Genomic DNA, 15,991 nt, shown 5'->3' with positions numbered 1-15,991 from the left:
TGGTCTCCTTGTGCACGTCCAGCCCGATATGGGTAAGCTGTTGCATGGCCGGTCCCTCCGTGTGTCGGCACCGCGGGCGTGTTCCCGCGGATGATCCACGTTATACGCGGATTCGGGCCGGCCATCTCATGGTGACTAGCCAGAGAACTGCTGACTCGATTGAATCACGATGGTTCGACAGTGTCAGTGGGGGCAGCTACGCTGTCAGAGCACATCTACTAAAGGTGTGGGGGTTTGGTGCCGACACATTCGGGGGATGGACTAGAAGGTAGCATCGTGCTACCTTGTCCAGACTTCGACTCTACAGCTTGTCAGCGAATGGAGTCGAGTTGACGTTCGGCAGTGGTAAACGAGAGAGGTTCCGGCCGCACTACGTGCTGGAGGAGCTGAAGGCCAAGATTGCTGCTGGCGAGCACTACGCGACGAAGCGAGTCGGGGCTGTCCTTTCCCGGCATGGCTGGGACGAGTCCGACATCGAGGATTGCGTGGCTAACCTCACTTCGTCCGACTTCTTCAAGTCACAGGCGCACACCAAGAGAGACGGCGTGTGGTTGGATATCTACAAGCCCACCTACGAGGGCGAACGCCTATACGTCAAGTTCGTGATCGATGAGGATGGCTGCACGATCGTGGTTCTCGACTTCTGTGAAGACGGAGAGATTCACTAGTTGTTCGCGAGGGGGAGGCTTCAATGAGCGAAAAGGTGACGCAGTCGGTGCGTACTTGTCCAATTTGCGGTGAGCAAGCGCTGGCCACTTCAGCAGACCCGGTGCTCGTTGAGTTCCGCAACGCGTCATACGAGGTCGATGGATTCACGTATGAGGCGTGCAGCGCCTGCGGCGAGGCACTCCATCCCGCCGGCCAAATCGACCGGATTCAGGCCTCGGCGGTAGCGATGGCCCGCCACGACCAGGGCCTGCTCGCTCCTGATGAGATTCGCCAGCTTCGTTCCGACTTGGATCTCACACAGATTGAGCTGGAGGCCATTCTCGGCGTCGGTTCGAAGAGCGTGACCCGATGGGAGAAGGGCACCGTATTCCAGTCTGCTGTTGCGGACAACTTCATGCGCTCGATCTGGGCTCACCCTGACATCTTCAGTACAAAGCCCGAGACCGCGACGTCCTCCTGTGATGATCGCTTGACCCTGGATTGCTATCAGTCGGCTGACGAGCGCGTGTTCGATGTTGGGGCGGTGGACAATGATTTCGCCGTTGCAGCTTGATGGCTACCGCATCGACAAGTTGCTCGTAGAGGCGAATCTGGGCTTCGACCGTCGAGACGAGTTCACTGGAACCATGGACGTTGACCCAGAGCACATGCTCCACACCGAGCAAGAGGATGTACACCAACTACGGCTGACCGTGACATTCGGCCTCTCTGACGATGACCCGGACGGGACTCCCTACACGGGAGAGATAGTCGGGCGAGCCTTCTTCCATCTGGAAGCAGCGGATCTAGAAGAGGTCGACAAGGCTCGGCTAATCATCGTAAACGGCAGTGCTATTCTCTACGGCCTTCTGCGAGCGCAGATTGCTCAGGTCACAGCACTCAGCCACTACGGGGCGTTCCTGCTTCCGCCAATCAATCTCGTTGAGACGTTCCGGGCCAAGGCCGAAGCGGCGGAGTCCCAAGCGAGGGCAGCGGACTGACGCAGTTCCTTGGCTAACCCGCGGTTCCAGCTGACTCGCTTCGCTCGCAGCTGAACCGCAAGAACGTTCGGCCCACGGCGCGCACGCTGCTTTCGGGTTGTGGTGGCCGTCTCTCGCCAGCCGAAGGTTGACCGGTCGAAGGGTATGACATACCATCATACTCGGAGGTGCCACCATGGGACGTTCGAAGATAGCCATAACCCTCGATGAGCGGACGGTCGGCGCCGTGGACAAGCTTGTTTCGGATCATCGCTACCCCAACCGTAGCCAGGCCATCCAAGAAGCGGTCGACGAGAAGTTGGAGCGGCTGTCGCACAGTCGCCTGGCGCGTGAATGTGCCAAGCTGGATCAGGCCTTCGAGCAGGCGTTGGCAGAAGAGGGTATGGGCGGGGAGCTCGATCAGTGGCCGCCATACTGAGGGGCGAGGTTCGCTGGGCGGACCTCGATCCGACGCGCGGCCGCGAGCAGGCAGGCCAACGCCCCGTCCTCATCCTGAGCGCGGATGTGTTCAACGAGCGCTCGGGAACGGTCATCGCGGTCGCTCTCACGAGCCAGCCGCAACGTGCCAGCTTCCCCCTCACGCTTGAGCTGGATCCACAGCTGCTCCCGAAACCCTCATGGGTCAAGATCAGCCAGATTCGCACCCTCTCCGTACAGCGAATCGGTCGCAAACTCGGAACCGTTTCGCCGGAGGACGTCGGTCATGTCATCCAAGGGTTGAATGAAATCCTTGGGGCCTGACCAGCGCATCGAGCAGAACGCCAGAAGGTAGACTGACCTGAAGGCGCATTCGCGTTTGCTCATACGCAACAACGTTGGACAGAGCCGAAACGGTGCTCGGCAACGAGGACCACGTGTCGTTGCGGGAAGTGGGGCTGACACAGGTGTCTGAGTTCACGAAGGACGAGGCGCTGGCATTCATCGAGGCGATTCGCCTCAACCTCGACGGCAAGGTCGGGTTCAAGTGGTTTGTCGAGAGGCTAACCCACCTCGCGGACTACATCGAGTCTGTCGCAGTCGAGAACGAGCGGCTGAACGCCTATCTCGACTGGGCGAAAGCGAGAGACGACTACGAGTCGTATTGCGCGATCACCGACGACAGGCCCGATCGCGAGCCACGGACGTGAAGGGACACCGTGTCCTTGCTGTGACGAGCATCCTGCTCTTCTCGGCGACCCTCCTGCTTGCGTGCGCATCATCGCCCCAAGCAACATCGCCCCACGCAACACCTGAGAGTCCACCGGGTCCGTCCGAGCGCTACCTCACCACCGGACCCGAGGACGGATGGATCCGGACGGTCGGGCGCAACGACGGGTTCGTGCTGGTGTTCGAGACCCAGGAGACCTTCGAGGCCGCGGGAGCCTGGGACTACCGACTCGTCCTGTTCAACGAGTCGGGCTCCGACGTCACATGGGATCAGCTCCTCTTGGGTCTACGGGGTCGCGCCGATGGAGCGCCCTGGGATGACTTCAGCATCGGACTGACCGGACCGTATCTCACAGAGCCCATCCCTCCTGTGACGCTTCGTTCGGGAGAGTCGACTACCCAGGAACTCAGCCAGAGCCTGGGGGATCCGCCTCTGGAATACGAAGTTGTCGGAATGGTTCTCGGATACGGCGGAGGCGGTGGGCTCCAGAGCCAGACGCCGACGGTGACGGTGATCTCGAAATAGCGTACGCGCTCAGGCCAACCCGGGCGTCGACCAGAAGAACCTCGGCCATGTGCAGCTTCACCAAGAGGACGGCAAGATGGGCTCAAAGCAGAGAAGCGCCATGAAGAACTTCGTGACCGGCGACATCCGCTTCGCGGAATTCGCCGTCACCAATGCGTGTGTGGCCAGGTGTTCCTTCTGCGACATATGGAAACAGCGGCCCAGGGTTTTCACCGACAGGGACAAATCCCTCCAGGTGATCGACAATCTCGCCGACATGGGCATATCCCATATCACGCTTACCGGTGGCGAACCGCTCCTGCATCCTCACATCGTGGATTTCGTGAAGAAGTGCACTTCGCGCCACGTCCACAACTCGGTTCTCGCAGCCGCACCCTCGCTTGTCACCGATGAGAAGCTCGCGCTCCTTGGCGAGGCCGGCAATGACATGATCTCGATATCGTTCGAGGGGGGTAGTCGGTTAGCTCCACCTGCCCCAAGATGTTGTGGTGGACAATTCAGCTGATCGCGCTCCCATGAGCCGACGACTCGTCGCGGGCGAGGACTACCCGGACACCTATCGGGGGTTCGTCGAGATGTTTCCCGACGACCAGGCGTGTCTGCGCTACATCGAGCGCCTCCGCTGGCCTGACGGGTTCTTCTGCCCGGTCTGCGGCTCAGTTGGCGGGCCATGGCGGGCGACCCGGGGCCGCCTCGTGTGCAGTTCCTGCCGTCACCAGTCCAGCGTGACCGCGGGGACGATCTTCGAGAAGACCCGTACGCCGCTGACCACCTGGTTTGAGACGGCTTGGCATCTGACCACAGCGAAGAACGGTATGTCCGCCCAGACCCTGTCAAACACCCTGGGCACCACCTACCGGGTGGCGTGGGTCATGTTGCATCGCTATCGGGTCGCGATGGTGCGGGCCGAACGTGAGCCTTTGCAAGGTGACGTCGAGGTGGACGAGGTATTTGTAGGAGGCGTCGATCACGGCGGAAGACCGGGTCGGGGGACTCGTAAGTGCATCGTCGTGATTGCCGTGGAGGTCAAGCAGCCGACGGGTTTCGGGAGGGTGCGGATGCGTCACGTCCCCGACGGCTCGGGCAGAAGTCTCGTGCCGTTCGTCTGCGACGTGGTGGCGTCCGGGTCGGTCGTGCTCACCGACGGCTGGCAGGGGTACGGCGGACTGCCCAGACACGGCTACACGCGCAGGATCACCGTGGTGTCGGCCTCTCGAGATTCCAGCGACGTTCCCATGCCCGGGGTGCACCGGGTCGCCTCACTGCTCAAACGCTGGATCCTCGGCACCCATCACGGCTCGATCGATCCCGTCCACCTGCAATCCTATCTGGAGGAGTTCACCTTCCGGTTCAACCGGCGCAACTCCGGCAACCGCGGCCTGGTCTTTCGCCGGCTCCTCGAGCAGGCCGTGGTCACCGTCCCCGTCACCGAGGCCGAAGTCACCCATGGCTACGAGTGGTGAGGAGACACAACATCTTGGGGCAGGTGGAGCTAACCGACTACCCCCCTCGTTCGATTCGGACGACCCCAAGGTGCTTGAGGAATCAAGAAGGATCCCCAACATCATGCGGGACATGGAGATCGCGGTCAGGAAGATCCACAAGACCAGTATCAAGTCGATGGCCTCGATCCTCATATGGAACAACAACCATGACCAGATGGAGAAGCTGTTCGGCAAAGCGACCGACATGGGCTTTGACCTCATCTCGGTCAACTACCCGACCTTCTCCAAGTCCGTGGTGTATCCCCTGGGAGGTGAGGGCATCAGCCTGTCGCGCGACCTGGTCGTGGAATCGCTCGAAAGCGTCATGGAGCTCAAGAAATCACGAAAGCACAACATCGTGAACTCGGTCGCCTCCATGAACGACATCGTGCGCTACCTCAAGGATCCATCAACGGTGCGGTACCAATGCCTGGGCGGATATCGTGTCATGTTCGTCGACTGGTTCTTCGACGTGAGGCCCTGCATGCAGCTCCCCGACGTCCTGGGCAACATGCTCACCATGAAGAAGGAGGACTTGAAGGAAGTCGCGTGCAATTCGTGCAACATGAGTTGGTACCGCGACTTCAGCGCCCTGTTCTACGGCGTCAAGTCGCTCCCCGTCTACTGGGAGTCGTTCAAGTCAAGCAAGAGCGTCTTCTAGCAAGACCAGGCGGTACGAGCTACGCTCGGCATGACGGAGGCCGGGGAGGCTTCGCCGCGCAGGTTCGCTCAAGGGGGCTCGGGACTCGTGGGACACGACCCGGACATCTGGTCTCTCTACACGCTCATGAAGACAAGCCGGCTGTTCGAAGAGGCCGTTGCTCGACTCTGGAACGACGGCCTCATCTCGGGCGAGATGCACCTGGGGACCGGCGAGGAAGCCATCGTCGCAGGCGTGGTGTCCCAGTTGCGCGACGGAGATGCGATGGCGCTCGATCATCGCGGCACGGCGGCCCTCCTGATGCGCGGCATCGATCCGATCGCTCTCATCCGCGAGATGCTCGGACGATCCGACGGGCTCTGTGCTGGCCAAGGCGGACACATGCACCTGTTCTCGCAGCCGCACCTGGCCGCATCCTCGGGAATCGTCGGCGCTGCCGGCCCGGCAGCTGCGGGATTCGCACTGGCGGCTCAACACCTCCGGCCCGGTTCCGTCGCCGTCGCCTTCTTCGGCGAAGGCTCGATGAACCAGGGCATGCTGATGGCGTCCCTGAACCTCGCGGCCGCCTGGGAGCTGCCGGTGCTCTTCGTGTGCAAGGACGACGACTGGGCGATCACGACGAAGCCGGATGCGTCCACTCGCGGCGCGATGCGGGAACGGGTCAGCGGGCTCGGCGTCCACTACGAGCAGGCCGATGGACTTGACGTCGAGGACGTCTGGCGGGCGGCCCACCGGGCGGTCGAGCGGGCGCGTTCGGGACGCGGCCCGAGCTTCCTGCACGCCAACTGCGTCCACCTCGAGGGCCACTTCCTGGGCCTGATGCTCCTGCGTGTTGTGCGCGACCCCGTGCGCGAGATGGTTCCTGTGGGTTGGGGCGTCACGCGCTCGCTCTTCAGCGCGGGCGGGGCATCTGCGTCCGAGCGCGTGGCGGGTGTGCGAGACGTGATGTTAGCGATCCTCACCACGCTGCGCGATCCGCGTCGCAGGGCCGCCAACGACCCGATCGAGCGCGTGCGGGCCGTTCTTGCAACCGAGCCGGAGCGTCTATCGGAGCTTGACGCCCGCATCGAAGCGGACGTCGCGGCCACGCTCGCCTCCGCTCTGGACGGAGTGGTCGCGTGAAGACGATGCGGTTCGGCGCGGCTATCGACGACGCACTCGGACAGGCGATGGCACAGGACCCGCGGATCGTCGTCTTTGGCGAGGATGTGCCGCTTCTGCGCAGGGAGCTCCTCGTCCGCTTCGGGCGTCAGCGGGTGCTTGGCACCCCCATCAGCGAAAGCGCGTTCCTTGGCGCCGGTGTCGGTGCGGCGATGGCGGGATTGCGGCCCGTGGTCGAGCTCTACATGGTCGATTTCCTTGGCGTGTGTATGGATGCGTTGCTCAACCATGCCGCCAAGGTCGAGACCTTCTCCGGCGGGACGTGGAAGGTGCCGCTCGTGGTTCGGGCGCCCTGTGGTGGGGGCTACGGTGACGGAGGACAGCACGAACAGTCGCTGTGGGGCTGGCTGGCGCACATCCCGGGACTCACGGTGGTCGTTCCCTCAACGCCGGCGGACGCCGGTGCGCTCATGCTCGCGGCCCTCGAGCACGAGGGACCGGTGGTCTTTCTCGAGCACAAGCTGCTTTCCGAGTCCTGTCTGGAGTTCCTTGGGTCCGGTGGGCGAAAGAACGTGACGTTCGACGTACCTGCTGACGGGACGCGCGGACCGGTGCCGGACTCCTGGCAGGCTGCGCCCATCGGGAAGGCCGTGCTTCGGCGCGAGGGCAACGACGTGACGATCGTGAGCGTGGGCGTCAGCGTGCACCGCGCGCTTGAGGCCGCGGATATGCTTGCGAGCGAAGGTGTGTCCGCGGCCGTGGTCGACCTTCGGACCGTTTCGCCCTTGGACACGGAGATGGTGTGTGCGCAGGTCGAGCGCACGGGACGGCTGCTTGTGGTCGACGAGGACTACGAGGGATTCGGACTGTCGGGCGAGCTTGCGGCGGTCGTTGCCGAGAACGGTCTGCGGGCGTCCTTCGCTCGCGTTTGTACGCGAGAGACGATCCCCTACGCGCGCGATGCAGAAGATCGGACGCTTCCGAACGTCAATCGGATACGTGACGCGGTCCTGCAGCTCATGTCGTAGTGCTGGGGGAGGACGGGGACGGACGTGGCCATGAAGTTTCGCGAGACGACATACCCGGACTCGCTCGTTGCGGCACTGATCGCGCCCTGCGGGATGAACTGCGGGCTGTGCAGCGGTCTCCTCAGGCACAAGGATCCCTGCGGTGGCTGCAGGGGAGGCGAGGGCGCTCTGCCGACGTACTGCGACACGTGCATCATCCGGAACTGCGACACGATCGCTGCGAACGAGAGCGGCTTCTGCTTCGAGTGCTCCAAGTACCCGTGCGCGCGGCTGCGACGACTCGACAAGCGATATCGCACCAAGTACGGGATGAGCATGCTCGAGAACCTCGAGCGCATCCGCGACGAAGGGATCGAGGCCTTCGTGGCTTTCGAGCGGGAGCGCTGGGCGTGCCCGGAGTGCGGCGCGGTGATCTGCGTCCACAGGGACGCGTGCGTATGGTGCGGGGCTGCCCGGGGGTAGGGCGAGGGCGGGCAGCGCTGGTGTACGGGTTCTCCTTGGCGTGTATACTGAACGTATACAGCTGGGAGGAGCACCATGCGCGTGAAGCTTCGCAAGGTCGGAAACAGCATGACGGTCACCATCCCGTACGAGGTGGTCGACGAACTCATGCTTGAAGAGGGTACCGAGGTCGACATCGTCGTCCGCGAGGACAGCGTAGTGATCGAGCCGGTCGCCGGGACGTGGGAAGCGATGTGCGAGCGGCTGCGTCAGCAGGCGGATGCGAACGGCATCACCGAGCAGGACGTGGCCTCCGCAGTCGAGGACGAGCGCTACGGGAAGTCGTCTGAGTGAGTCGCGCAGTGCTCGACACGAACGTGCTCGTGAGCGCGGTCATCGCGAGCGGAGTCCCGAGTGACCTCGTTGCGGTGTCGCGTCGTGGGGCGTTCGCGAACGTCTCGTCGCCCTACATCATCGAGGAGTTCAGGCGCGTCATGTGCGCGAAGCTCGGGTTGGATCCGGCCGAGGTCGATCGAGTGGCGCTCGCTATCGCGCGGGCAGCCGAGATGGTGCCGGTGTTCGAAGCCTCGCGGCTGTGGTGCGAGGACGCTGGCGACAACCCGGTAGTCGAGACGGCGGTTCGGGGTGAGGCGAGCCATCTGGTCACCGGCGACCGTCGGCTGCTGATGGCGCGAGTTGAGTCGCTGGATATCGTGACGCCAGCGGAGTTCGCGGAGCTGCTTCGCGGGTAGGCGCGGCGGCGACCTGTCTCACGCCGGCGGGCGGTTCCTCGGCTCGCGGACGGGGAGTGTGCGCATGCGGGCCTCAAGTTGCGCTGCGCGCCTGGCCTCGAGGTACGGCCTCGCAAGACCGCGAATCGCGAGAGCGGCCGCAAGCGCAAACGCCACAACCGACAACCCCCGAACGGTGTACGCGATCTGGTCGGTGGCGGGGATCAGCTTGAGCCTGGTGAGGATGTTGGCCCAGTCGTGGCCTGCCTTGGAGCCATCGTCGCCCCACAGGTTGAGCTTCAGGCGCGTGGCATCGTAGATGTAGACGCTCACGTTGTTGAGCGATTGAGCGGTCCAGGCGGTCATCAGGATCGCGGCGAACGTGTCGCGCCGGATAGCGAAGTACGCTGCCAGCCCCGCCGGTGCCAGGACCTGCACCACGGAACCGGCGAGCCACACAATGATCGGCGGTGTCCACATGAAGATCATGTGCCCGAACTCGTGGATGCCGAGGTCGACGCCGGAGAGGAACGGCACCCAGCCCGCGCGGGCGTAGGTGAAATAGGCGAGTAGGGCGACCGCGGCCAACCCGACCACCCACTGAAGCGTCCCGCGCCAGAGGCCGGCGACGGGTGCGGCAACGGCGCGCGAGTTCTCCTCGGCTTCGAGAGCTTCGACGAGTGCGTCGGGGTCGGGTGTGGTGTGCGAGTTGTCCATGGAACGATGATAGCGTGTGGGACCAACCGGGCGTCCGTGCCGCATCTCCTTGGCAGGTGTGCTACACTGCGACCTGCACTTTCTTCAGGGCGGGGTGAGATTCCCCACCGGCGGTGAAAGCCCGCGAACCCCGAAAGGGGCCGATCCGGTGAGATTCCGGAGCCGACGGTCACAGTCCGGATGGGAGAAGGAAGGTCGTAGCACCCGTGCGTCTCTTCACTGACGTGTCGTCCTCTATCTCAGACCCGATGCTTCGGCGCGCCTTTGAGCTTGCAGAGCGTGGCCGAGGCACCACATCACCCAACCCGCTTGTCGGTTGCGTTATCGCGCAGGACGACGAGATCGTGGGCGAGGGCTTCCACGAACGCGCGGGCGAGCCGCACGCGGAGGCGGTTGCCCTGGCGCAGGCAGGCCCGCGCGCATCGGGTGCGACCGCGTACGTGACGCTCGAGCCCTGTAATCACTTCGGGAAGACACCGCCGTGTTCCGAGGCGCTCATCACGCGCGGGATCGCGGGTGTGGTCATTGGGATGGCCGACCCGAACCCCGTCGCCGTCGGGGGCTCGGTGCGCCTGCGAGAGGCCAACGTCGAAGTCGACTTCGAACAGGAACCTGCACCCTTCCAGATCCAGAACGAATCGTGGTTGCACTGGCTGCGGACGGGGCGGCCGTTCGTGCAGGTCAAGGCGGCGCTGTCGCTGGACGGCAAAGCCACTCTGGCTCAGGGCCGGAGGACTACCATCACCGGCACGCACGCCCGCGAGCTCACCATGAGACTTCGCTCTGCTGCCGACGCTGTGCTCATTGGTGCAGAGACCGCGCGTGTAGATGATCCTTCGCTCCTAGTCCGACAGTCAGACGGCGCCCCTGCGGAAACGCAGCCCCTGCGAGTCATCCTGGGTCGGGCCGGCGTGCCGGACGCGAGCCTGTTCCGTGATGGTGCGGGCCGTGCGATTGCACTACTACCGGCTGGCACCACGGCTGCGACAGAAATCGAGACTCTCGCATTCGACCCTCCCGGTGGGATCGGCGCTGCCCTGGACGTCCTTGGCGGGCTTGGGGTGACGCATCTGCTTATCGAGGCCGGGCCCCGGCTGCTTTCGGCGCTTTGGGAGGAGCACGCGATCGACGAGCTTGTGTTCATTCACGGCGGCGGGATGGCAGGGGCGGAAGCGCCTACACTGTTCAGTGCAGCGTCTCAGGGGGAACGTGATGCACTAGAGAGAACCATGCAGGCGAGCGAGTGCGGGATCGTTGGCCGCGACGCTGTCACCGTGTGGCGGCCCACCGATACCGCACCATCGAGTGCTGAGAAAGGGGAGTAGATGTTCACCGGATTGATTGAATCGCAGGGCATCATCACGCGCGCGGAGCGTACGGGCGGTGGAATGCGAATCGAGGTGTACGCTCCCGAGTTCGGCCGTGACATGGCAATAGGAGACTCGATCGCGGTCGATGGCGCGTGTCTGACGGTGGTGAAGTTCATTCGCGGCGCATTCCTGGCTGACGTCAGTCAGGAAACCGTTGAGCTCACGACGCTGAAGAACCTCCAGCAGGGAGGCAAGGTGAATCTGGAGCGCGCGCTCAGGCTCTCCGACCGGCTGGGCGGGCATATGGTCACCGGGCACATAGACGGCGTCGGCACTCTCGTCATGCGCCACCCTTCGGGCAACTCCGCCATCTACCAGTTCTCTGCGCCGCCGGAGATCATGCAGTACGTGGTTCCCAAGGGATCCATTGCGGTAGACGGCATCTCGCTTACGGTCGCCCAGACCCGCGATGACGGATTCGCGGCAGCGGTGATACCGCACACCGAGCAGCTCACGACTCTTGGCGAGAAGCAGACAGGGACGGCCGTCAACATCGAGGCGGACATGATGGGCAAGTACGTGAAGCGTTTCGTTGCGTTGTATACCGGTGATGAGGCCGACGCGGCGCGACCCGGACGCCGTGGTCTCGGCGACATGCTCAAAGAATTCGCGGAGGGACGATGACCGATCACGAGTCCGACCCGACCGGGCACTCGCCGTTCTCGCCGATCGACGAGGCCATCGCTGACATTCGCGATGGCAAGATGCTCGTTGTGGTCGATGATGAGGATCGCGAGAACGAGGGCGACCTCGTCATGGCCGCCGAACAGGTCACGCCCCAAGCCGTCAACTTCATGGCCACGCACGGTCGCGGGCTCATCTGCCTGCCGCTGACAGGGGAGCGCCTGGACGAACTGCGCATCCCACCCATGACATCGGACAACACCTCGGCGCAGGGCACAGCCTTCCATGTGTCGATTGGAGCCAAGGGCCTCATCACGACCGGGATTTCCGCGGCGGACCGGGCTGCAACCATCGCGGCCGCGATCGACCCGGAAACCGGTCCCGAAGACATCTCGCGTCCCGGACACGTGTTCCCGCTCCGGGCCAAGCCCGGGGGCGTTCTCGAGCGTGCCGGGCACACCGAGGCCGCTGTGGACTTGGCCAGACTCGCCGGGCTGTATCCCGCCGGTGTCATCTGCGAAATCATGAATCCCGACGGCACGATGGCGCGTCGCGCAGAACTGGAAGCCGTTGCGCGCGAGCACGGGCTCAAGATGATCACCGTCGCGGACCTCATCCGCTATCGGCGCAAGACCGAGCGCCTGGTGGAGCGCACCTCGACAGTCCGCCTTCCGACTCGCTTCGGCGAATTCATCGCCCACGGGTACACGTCGCGGGTCGACGACTCGACGCATATGGCGCTCGTGGCAGGCGACGTCGCCGGCAGGCCCGATGTGCTCGTTCGAGTGCACTCAGAGTGCCTGACCGGTGACGTGTTCCACTCGCTGCGCTGCGACTGCGGTGCTCAGCTCGAAGAAGCGATGCGTCGTATCCAGGAAGAAGGCCACGGCGTGGTGCTCTACATCGTGGGCCACGAAGGTCGGGGTATCGGACTTGCGAACAAGCTGCGCGCGTACGAACTGCAGGAGCGCGGTGCCGACACCGTCGAGGCCAATGAGGCACTCGGTTTCCCGGCGGACCTGCGAGACTATGGCATCGGCGCCCAGGTACTCGCAGATCTGGGACTCACGTCGATGCGCCTGATGACGAACAACCCCACCAAGATCGTCGGCCTCGAAGGCTACGGGCTCAAAGTCAGCGAGCAGGTGCCGCTCGAGGTACCTGCGTGCCCACAGAATGTCGAGTACCTGCGCACGAAGCGAGAGAAGATGGCCCACCGTCTAACCCTGACGGATGCCGAGGAGATCGGAGAACAGTCATGAGCACGTTCGAAGGCAATCTGATTGGAACCGGGTGCAAGTTCGGCATCGTCATCAGTCGTTTCAACGAGCTGTTGAGCACTCGTCTCCTTGGCGGAGCGCAGGACGGGCTCCAGCGCCACGACGTATCTGCGGGGGACATCGATGTCGCCTGGGTGCCTGGCGGCTTTGAGCTTCCCCTTGTCGCGAAGCAGATGGCGGCTTCGGGTCGCTACGACGCGGTGATCGCTCTGGGAGTCGTTATCCGGGGCGGGACGCCGCATTTCGAGTACGTCGCATCCGAGGCCAGCAAGGGAATAGCGAAGGCTTCGATCGATACTGGTGTGCCGGTCATCTTCGGCGTGATCACGGCAGACACCATCGAGCAAGCTGTCGAGCGCGCAGGAACCAAGTCGGGGAACAAGGGTTGGGATGCGGCGCTGGCGGCCATCGAGATGGTGAATCTCATGAAGGCGATCGCCTGACAGGAGAAAGCCCCGAGCATTGCCGGACGCGTCGGGGCTCCCTCTGAAGTCCATTGGGTTCTCGCCACCCTGTGGCTATCAACCGTGGACCAGGCACCAAATCTCGCCCGAAGGCGGATTTACAACCTATCAGAAGGGTGTGGGGTCAACAAGCGATAGTATGTTCTATTCGACGGACGGAATGCTGGTTCGAGCCAGCGGTCGCGTGTACGATGTGTACGGTCGACAATGACCGGCTAGGCCTTTGTGACGTCGGCGAACGGGGGACGAACGTATGGTATCGCCACTCGACGGACAGGAATCCGATGCAGAGGAAGCGCGTGGTGCTTCCGGGGATGCTCGCGAGAAGACTGATGGTGCGACGGTACTCGACGTCTTCGGCGTCAGCCTGAAGGTGCACAACCCCCGGCTTGCCGAGATCTTGACCATGAACGCTCGCGAGGCTCTCGTGACCGATGTCCGGGACCTTGCAGACGGTTCGGCGGTGCGAGCCGCTCGGGCTGAGACCGTTCAGGCAATGCCGGGTGTTCTCATCTCCCAGCCAACACCGCACGAAGCGGACGACGCTCGTGCGCGAGGCGAGATGCGGCAGCTTGTGAGCGGGCTCGGGTCGGCGCTCGGTTTCGACGTGCACCCGAATGGCGCGTGGGCGTCTCCGACGGGCTTCACCGTCGTGACCCGGGCGGTGCATCGGCCGGTCTCCCTTGCCGCCGCCGCCGACTTCATCGACAAGGTGGAGGAGCGCCGTCGTGCCGATGCGGGCCCGGACTCATCGACGCTTGTCGTGGTAGACACGCAGGAAACGGCGGACGTCTTCAAGGTGGCGATCCGGCAGAGGCGCGCCTACGAGACAGTGCGCACGATCTCCTTGGACAACCTGCGTTTCGCTCGTTTGCTTTGCAACGCCGAGGTAGTGGATCACCGGGCGGCGCTCGCCCTGCTGACGCCTGCAGCCGATGTGGACGTTGGCGAGCTACTGTCTATCGTTCGTTCGGCTGCGGCAGCCACCGATGCGGTGCTTGACGACGACGCCTAGCACGCCTTGACACACCGTTCGGACGGGCATATCTTCGATATCATACCGAATGAGTATGAATTGAATCCCACTGGATGGTGCCCGCGTGCGACTTACGGCGAAGAGCGAGTATGGCCTTCTTGCGATGATCGATCTGGCATGTCGCTGTGGCGACGGTCCGGTCAGCGCGCGCGAGATATCCGAGCGGCAGGCGATCCCCGGCAAGTTCCTGGAGCAGCTGTTTGTGAGCCTGCGAAAGGCCGGCCTGGTGACGGCAGCGCGTGGCGCTCGCGGCGGATTCGTCCTGTCCAGATCCCCGGAGGACGTCACCGTCCTGGATGTGGTCGAAGCGCTCGAAGGTCCGCTCGTGTCCACGGTGTGCGACTCCGAGAGGGCAGCCGCGTGCGGCCGTGGGGATTCGTGCGCGGCCTCCCGGGTCTGGAGTGCCGCTACTGATTCGCTACGAGATGTCTTCCAGTCTCACAACCTCGCGGCTCTTGCGTCCACGCAGACGAGCATGCTCGCCGCTGAGGTCCCCGTCACAACAGGAGAGAAGGACTGATGGCTGAACGGAACGTGTACATGGACTACTCTGCGACTACGCCGGTCGACAAGCGCGTCGTCGAAGCCATGCTCCCGTACTTCACCGAGCAGTACGGCAATCCCAATAGTCTCTACGAGCTCGGTCGAAGTGCTTTCAAGACCCTCGACGTGGCGCGGGACTCCTTCGTGGAGCTCATTGGAGCCGCGCATCCGAACGAGCTGCTCTTCACCGGTTGCGGAACCGAAGCGGACAACACCGCGGTCCTTGGGATAGCAGACGCCGTCCGGACACGCTCCGGACGCGATCAGGTCATCGTGTCGGCATTCGAGCACAAGGCGGTCCTCAGTCCTGCGGAGTACCTCGCGAAGCACGGGTACGAGGTCACGCTCGTCCAGCCGCGTACCGATGGGATCATTCACGCCGAGGACCTGGCCAAGCTGGTCACCGAGCGCACGTCGATAGTCTCGGTGATGCACGTGAACAACGAGCTCGGCACGATTCAGCCCATCAAGGAACTTGCCGACGTAGCACACGGCAAGGGCGCGCTCTTTCACACAGACGCCATCCAGTCTGTGGGCAAGATGGACTTCGACGTGGCACAGCTCGGAATCGACTCGGCATCATTCTCGGCTCACAAGATCTATGGCCCCAAGGGCATTGGCGCCCTCTACGTGAAGAAGGGCACCCCGATCACGCCGATGCTTATCGGTGGGGGACAGGAGTTCAAGCGCCGGAGCGGTACACAGAATGTCGCCGGCGCGGTGGCTTTCTCGACAGCGCTCCGCATCATGGCCGAGGAGCGTGCGGTGGAAACGCCCCGGCTTGCAGCTCTGAGAGATCGCCTCGTCGACGAGCTCCTTGGCCGAATCGAGAACACCGTGCTCAACGGAGACCGTTCGCGTCTCGTGCCACACATCGCGAACTTCATCATCAAGGGCATCGAGGGCGAGGCGATGCTGCTGCAGCTCGACAACAAGGGCATCTCGGTCTCCACGGGTTCGGCGTGCTCGTCGGGTTCGCTCGAACCGAGCCACGTGTTGCTGGCCATAGGTTGCCCGCCCGAGCTCGCGCACGGATCGCTTCGCGTTTCGGTCGGCCGGTTCACGACCGAAGAGGATGTCGACTACTTCATGACCGAATTCCCCCCGATCGTCGAACGTTTGCGGGCTATGTCGCCCGTCTACGCCAAGATGTACGGCTCGGGCGCATAGGCCCGCCTGCCGAGACCACC

23 protein-coding genes and 1 riboswitch are annotated in these 15,991 nt (G+C 63.5%); of the genes, 22 read left to right on the top strand and 1 reads right to left on the bottom strand.

The features are described 5' to 3' along the window. Positions 1–329 precede the first annotated feature (329 nt). The 15 genes from Q8K99_00880 to Q8K99_00810 all read left to right on the top strand — a co-directional run bounded on the left by Q8K99_00880 (position 330) and on the right by Q8K99_00810 (position 8,788). The gene (locus Q8K99_00880) at positions 330–668 is read left to right on the top strand and encodes a type II toxin-antitoxin system MqsR family toxin (protein MDP2181110.1); all 339 of its coding nucleotides are present in this window, start codon (positions 330–332) and stop codon (positions 666–668) included. 23 nt (positions 669–691) lie between these two features. Then, entirely contained in the window at positions 692–1,222 is a 531-nt protein-coding gene (locus Q8K99_00875; protein MDP2181109.1) for a type II toxin-antitoxin system MqsA family antitoxin, read from the top strand. Continuing rightward, positions 1,200–1,649: a protein-export chaperone SecB gene (locus Q8K99_00870; GenBank protein MDP2181108.1), complete on the top strand. Its 450-nt coding sequence runs from the start codon at positions 1,200–1,202 to the stop codon at positions 1,647–1,649. The genes Q8K99_00875 and Q8K99_00870 overlap by 23 nt, the downstream gene beginning before the upstream one ends. A 175-nt stretch (positions 1,650–1,824) precedes the next feature. After that, the gene (locus tag Q8K99_00865) at positions 1,825–2,067 is read left to right on the top strand and encodes a ribbon-helix-helix domain-containing protein (GenBank protein MDP2181107.1); all 243 of its coding nucleotides are present in this window, start codon (positions 1,825–1,827) and stop codon (positions 2,065–2,067) included. Next, positions 2,052–2,390, top strand: a complete 339-nt coding sequence (locus Q8K99_00860) for a type II toxin-antitoxin system PemK/MazF family toxin (GenBank protein ID MDP2181106.1) — start codon at positions 2,052–2,054, stop codon at positions 2,388–2,390. Before Q8K99_00865 ends, Q8K99_00860 begins: the two co-directional genes overlap by 16 nt. 113 nt (positions 2,391–2,503) lie before the next feature. Then, positions 2,504–2,776, top strand: a complete 273-nt coding sequence (locus tag Q8K99_00855) for a hypothetical protein (protein ID MDP2181105.1) — start codon at positions 2,504–2,506, stop codon at positions 2,774–2,776. Beyond that, positions 2,773–3,321 (top strand): hypothetical protein, encoded by a 549-nt coding sequence (locus Q8K99_00850; GenBank protein ID MDP2181104.1) that lies wholly within the window; start codon positions 2,773–2,775, stop codon positions 3,319–3,321. Before Q8K99_00855 ends, Q8K99_00850 begins: the two co-directional genes overlap by 4 nt. A gap of 76 nt (positions 3,322–3,397) precedes the next feature. Continuing rightward, a complete protein-coding gene (locus tag Q8K99_00845) occupies positions 3,398–3,826 on the top strand; it encodes a radical SAM protein (GenBank protein ID MDP2181103.1) in 429 nt (142 codons plus the stop codon). 10 nt (positions 3,827–3,836) lie between these two features. Continuing rightward, positions 3,837–4,784, top strand: a complete 948-nt coding sequence (locus Q8K99_00840; GenBank protein ID MDP2181102.1) for an IS1595 family transposase — start codon at positions 3,837–3,839, stop codon at positions 4,782–4,784. Then, positions 4,768–5,466, top strand: a complete 699-nt coding sequence (locus Q8K99_00835; GenBank protein MDP2181101.1) for a hypothetical protein — start codon at positions 4,768–4,770, stop codon at positions 5,464–5,466. Before Q8K99_00840 ends, Q8K99_00835 begins: the two co-directional genes overlap by 17 nt. A gap of 87 nt (positions 5,467–5,553) precedes the next feature. Beyond that, complete coding sequence (locus Q8K99_00830; GenBank protein MDP2181100.1) at positions 5,554–6,588, top strand: thiamine pyrophosphate-dependent enzyme; 1,035 nt, start codon at positions 5,554–5,556, stop codon at positions 6,586–6,588. Between the two features lie 5 nt (positions 6,589–6,593). Then, positions 6,594–7,595 carry a transketolase C-terminal domain-containing protein gene (locus Q8K99_00825; protein ID MDP2181099.1) on the top strand — a complete coding sequence of 334 codons (1,002 nt, stop codon included), beginning with the start codon at positions 6,594–6,596 and terminating at the stop codon, positions 7,593–7,595. Positions 7,596–7,625: 30 nt separating this feature from the next. After that, complete coding sequence (locus Q8K99_00820; protein MDP2181098.1) at positions 7,626–8,057, top strand: DUF3795 domain-containing protein; 432 nt, start codon at positions 7,626–7,628, stop codon at positions 8,055–8,057. Between the two features lie 75 nt (positions 8,058–8,132). After that, on the top strand, positions 8,133–8,390 hold the full coding sequence (locus Q8K99_00815) for an AbrB/MazE/SpoVT family DNA-binding domain-containing protein (GenBank protein MDP2181097.1): 258 nt from the start codon (positions 8,133–8,135) through the stop codon (positions 8,388–8,390). Beyond that, a complete protein-coding gene (locus Q8K99_00810; protein ID MDP2181096.1) occupies positions 8,387–8,788 on the top strand; it encodes a putative toxin-antitoxin system toxin component, PIN family in 402 nt (133 codons plus the stop codon). The genes Q8K99_00815 and Q8K99_00810 overlap by 4 nt, the downstream gene beginning before the upstream one ends. Positions 8,789–8,806: 18 nt before the next feature. Here Q8K99_00810 and Q8K99_00805 read toward each other — a convergent pair whose 3' ends face one another. Next, positions 8,807–9,484 carry a hypothetical protein gene (locus Q8K99_00805; GenBank protein MDP2181095.1) on the bottom strand — a complete coding sequence of 226 codons (678 nt, stop codon included), beginning with the start codon at positions 9,482–9,484 and terminating at the stop codon, positions 8,807–8,809. Positions 9,485–9,560: 76 nt separating this feature from the next. Continuing rightward, positions 9,561–9,680, top strand: a riboswitch (FMN riboswitch). A 10-nt stretch (positions 9,681–9,690) separates the two neighbouring features. Here Q8K99_00805 and ribD point away from each other — a divergent pair. The 7 genes from ribD (at position 9,691) to Q8K99_00770 (ending at position 15,971) form a co-directional block, all read left to right on the top strand. After that, on the top strand, positions 9,691–10,809 hold the full coding sequence (gene ribD / locus Q8K99_00800) for a bifunctional diaminohydroxyphosphoribosylaminopyrimidine deaminase/5-amino-6-(5-phosphoribosylamino)uracil reductase RibD (protein MDP2181094.1): 1,119 nt from the start codon (positions 9,691–9,693) through the stop codon (positions 10,807–10,809). Next, on the top strand, positions 10,810–11,478 hold the full coding sequence (locus tag Q8K99_00795; GenBank protein MDP2181093.1) for a riboflavin synthase: 669 nt from the start codon (positions 10,810–10,812) through the stop codon (positions 11,476–11,478). Further along, positions 11,475–12,740, top strand: a complete 1,266-nt coding sequence (locus Q8K99_00790) for a bifunctional 3,4-dihydroxy-2-butanone-4-phosphate synthase/GTP cyclohydrolase II (GenBank protein ID MDP2181092.1) — start codon at positions 11,475–11,477, stop codon at positions 12,738–12,740. Before Q8K99_00795 ends, Q8K99_00790 begins: the two co-directional genes overlap by 4 nt. Next, entirely contained in the window at positions 12,737–13,201 is a 465-nt protein-coding gene (gene ribE / locus Q8K99_00785; protein MDP2181091.1) for a 6,7-dimethyl-8-ribityllumazine synthase, read from the top strand. The genes Q8K99_00790 and ribE overlap by 4 nt, the downstream gene beginning before the upstream one ends. Before the next feature lie 274 nt (positions 13,202–13,475). Then, on the top strand, positions 13,476–14,237 hold the full coding sequence (locus Q8K99_00780; protein MDP2181090.1) for a hypothetical protein: 762 nt from the start codon (positions 13,476–13,478) through the stop codon (positions 14,235–14,237). Between the two features lie 85 nt (positions 14,238–14,322). Further along, positions 14,323–14,778, top strand: a complete 456-nt coding sequence (locus tag Q8K99_00775) for an Rrf2 family transcriptional regulator (protein MDP2181089.1) — start codon at positions 14,323–14,325, stop codon at positions 14,776–14,778. Next, positions 14,778–15,971, top strand: a complete 1,194-nt coding sequence (locus Q8K99_00770) for a cysteine desulfurase family protein (protein MDP2181088.1) — start codon at positions 14,778–14,780, stop codon at positions 15,969–15,971. The genes Q8K99_00775 and Q8K99_00770 overlap by 1 nt, the downstream gene beginning before the upstream one ends. The last annotated feature ends 20 nt before the right edge of the window (positions 15,972–15,991 follow it).

It is taken from the genome of Actinomycetota bacterium (genome assembly GCA_030682655.1).
Lineage (GTDB): Bacteria > Actinomycetota > Coriobacteriia > Anaerosomatales > JAUXNU01 > JAUXNU01.
The sequence above is the reverse complement of the archived record's forward strand: the minus strand, read 5'-3'. Positions and strand labels throughout refer to the sequence as shown.

What these genes read in the sequence shown, in the direction of transcription:
- Q8K99_00820 (MDP2181098.1), top strand. Translation starts at nt 7,626, where the DNA reads ATGAAGTTTCGCGAGACGACATACCCGGACTCGCTCGTTGCGGCACTG.
- Q8K99_00870 (MDP2181108.1), top strand. Translation starts at nt 1,200, where the DNA reads ATGATTTCGCCGTTGCAGCTTGATGGCTACCGCATCGACAAGTTGCTC.
- Q8K99_00805 (MDP2181095.1), bottom strand. Translation starts at nt 9,484, where the DNA reads ATGGACAACTCGCACACCACACCCGACCCCGACGCACTCGTCGAAGCT.
- Q8K99_00840 (MDP2181102.1), top strand. Translation starts at nt 3,837, where the DNA reads ATGAGCCGACGACTCGTCGCGGGCGAGGACTACCCGGACACCTATCGG.
- Q8K99_00845 (MDP2181103.1), top strand. Translation starts at nt 3,398, where the DNA reads ATGGGCTCAAAGCAGAGAAGCGCCATGAAGAACTTCGTGACCGGCGAC.
- Q8K99_00815 (MDP2181097.1), top strand. Translation starts at nt 8,133, where the DNA reads ATGCGCGTGAAGCTTCGCAAGGTCGGAAACAGCATGACGGTCACCATC.
- Q8K99_00795 (MDP2181093.1), top strand. Translation starts at nt 10,810, where the DNA reads ATGTTCACCGGATTGATTGAATCGCAGGGCATCATCACGCGCGCGGAG.
- ribE (MDP2181091.1), top strand. Translation starts at nt 12,737, where the DNA reads ATGAGCACGTTCGAAGGCAATCTGATTGGAACCGGGTGCAAGTTCGGC.
- Q8K99_00835 (MDP2181101.1), top strand. Translation starts at nt 4,768, where the DNA reads ATGGCTACGAGTGGTGAGGAGACACAACATCTTGGGGCAGGTGGAGCT.
- Q8K99_00825 (MDP2181099.1), top strand. Translation starts at nt 6,594, where the DNA reads ATGCGGTTCGGCGCGGCTATCGACGACGCACTCGGACAGGCGATGGCA.
- Q8K99_00790 (MDP2181092.1), top strand. Translation starts at nt 11,475, where the DNA reads ATGACCGATCACGAGTCCGACCCGACCGGGCACTCGCCGTTCTCGCCG.
- Q8K99_00780 (MDP2181090.1), top strand. Translation starts at nt 13,476, where the DNA reads ATGGTATCGCCACTCGACGGACAGGAATCCGATGCAGAGGAAGCGCGT.
- Q8K99_00770 (MDP2181088.1), top strand. Translation starts at nt 14,778, where the DNA reads ATGGCTGAACGGAACGTGTACATGGACTACTCTGCGACTACGCCGGTC.
- Q8K99_00875 (MDP2181109.1), top strand. Translation starts at nt 692, where the DNA reads ATGAGCGAAAAGGTGACGCAGTCGGTGCGTACTTGTCCAATTTGCGGT.
- Q8K99_00865 (MDP2181107.1), top strand. Translation starts at nt 1,825, where the DNA reads ATGGGACGTTCGAAGATAGCCATAACCCTCGATGAGCGGACGGTCGGC.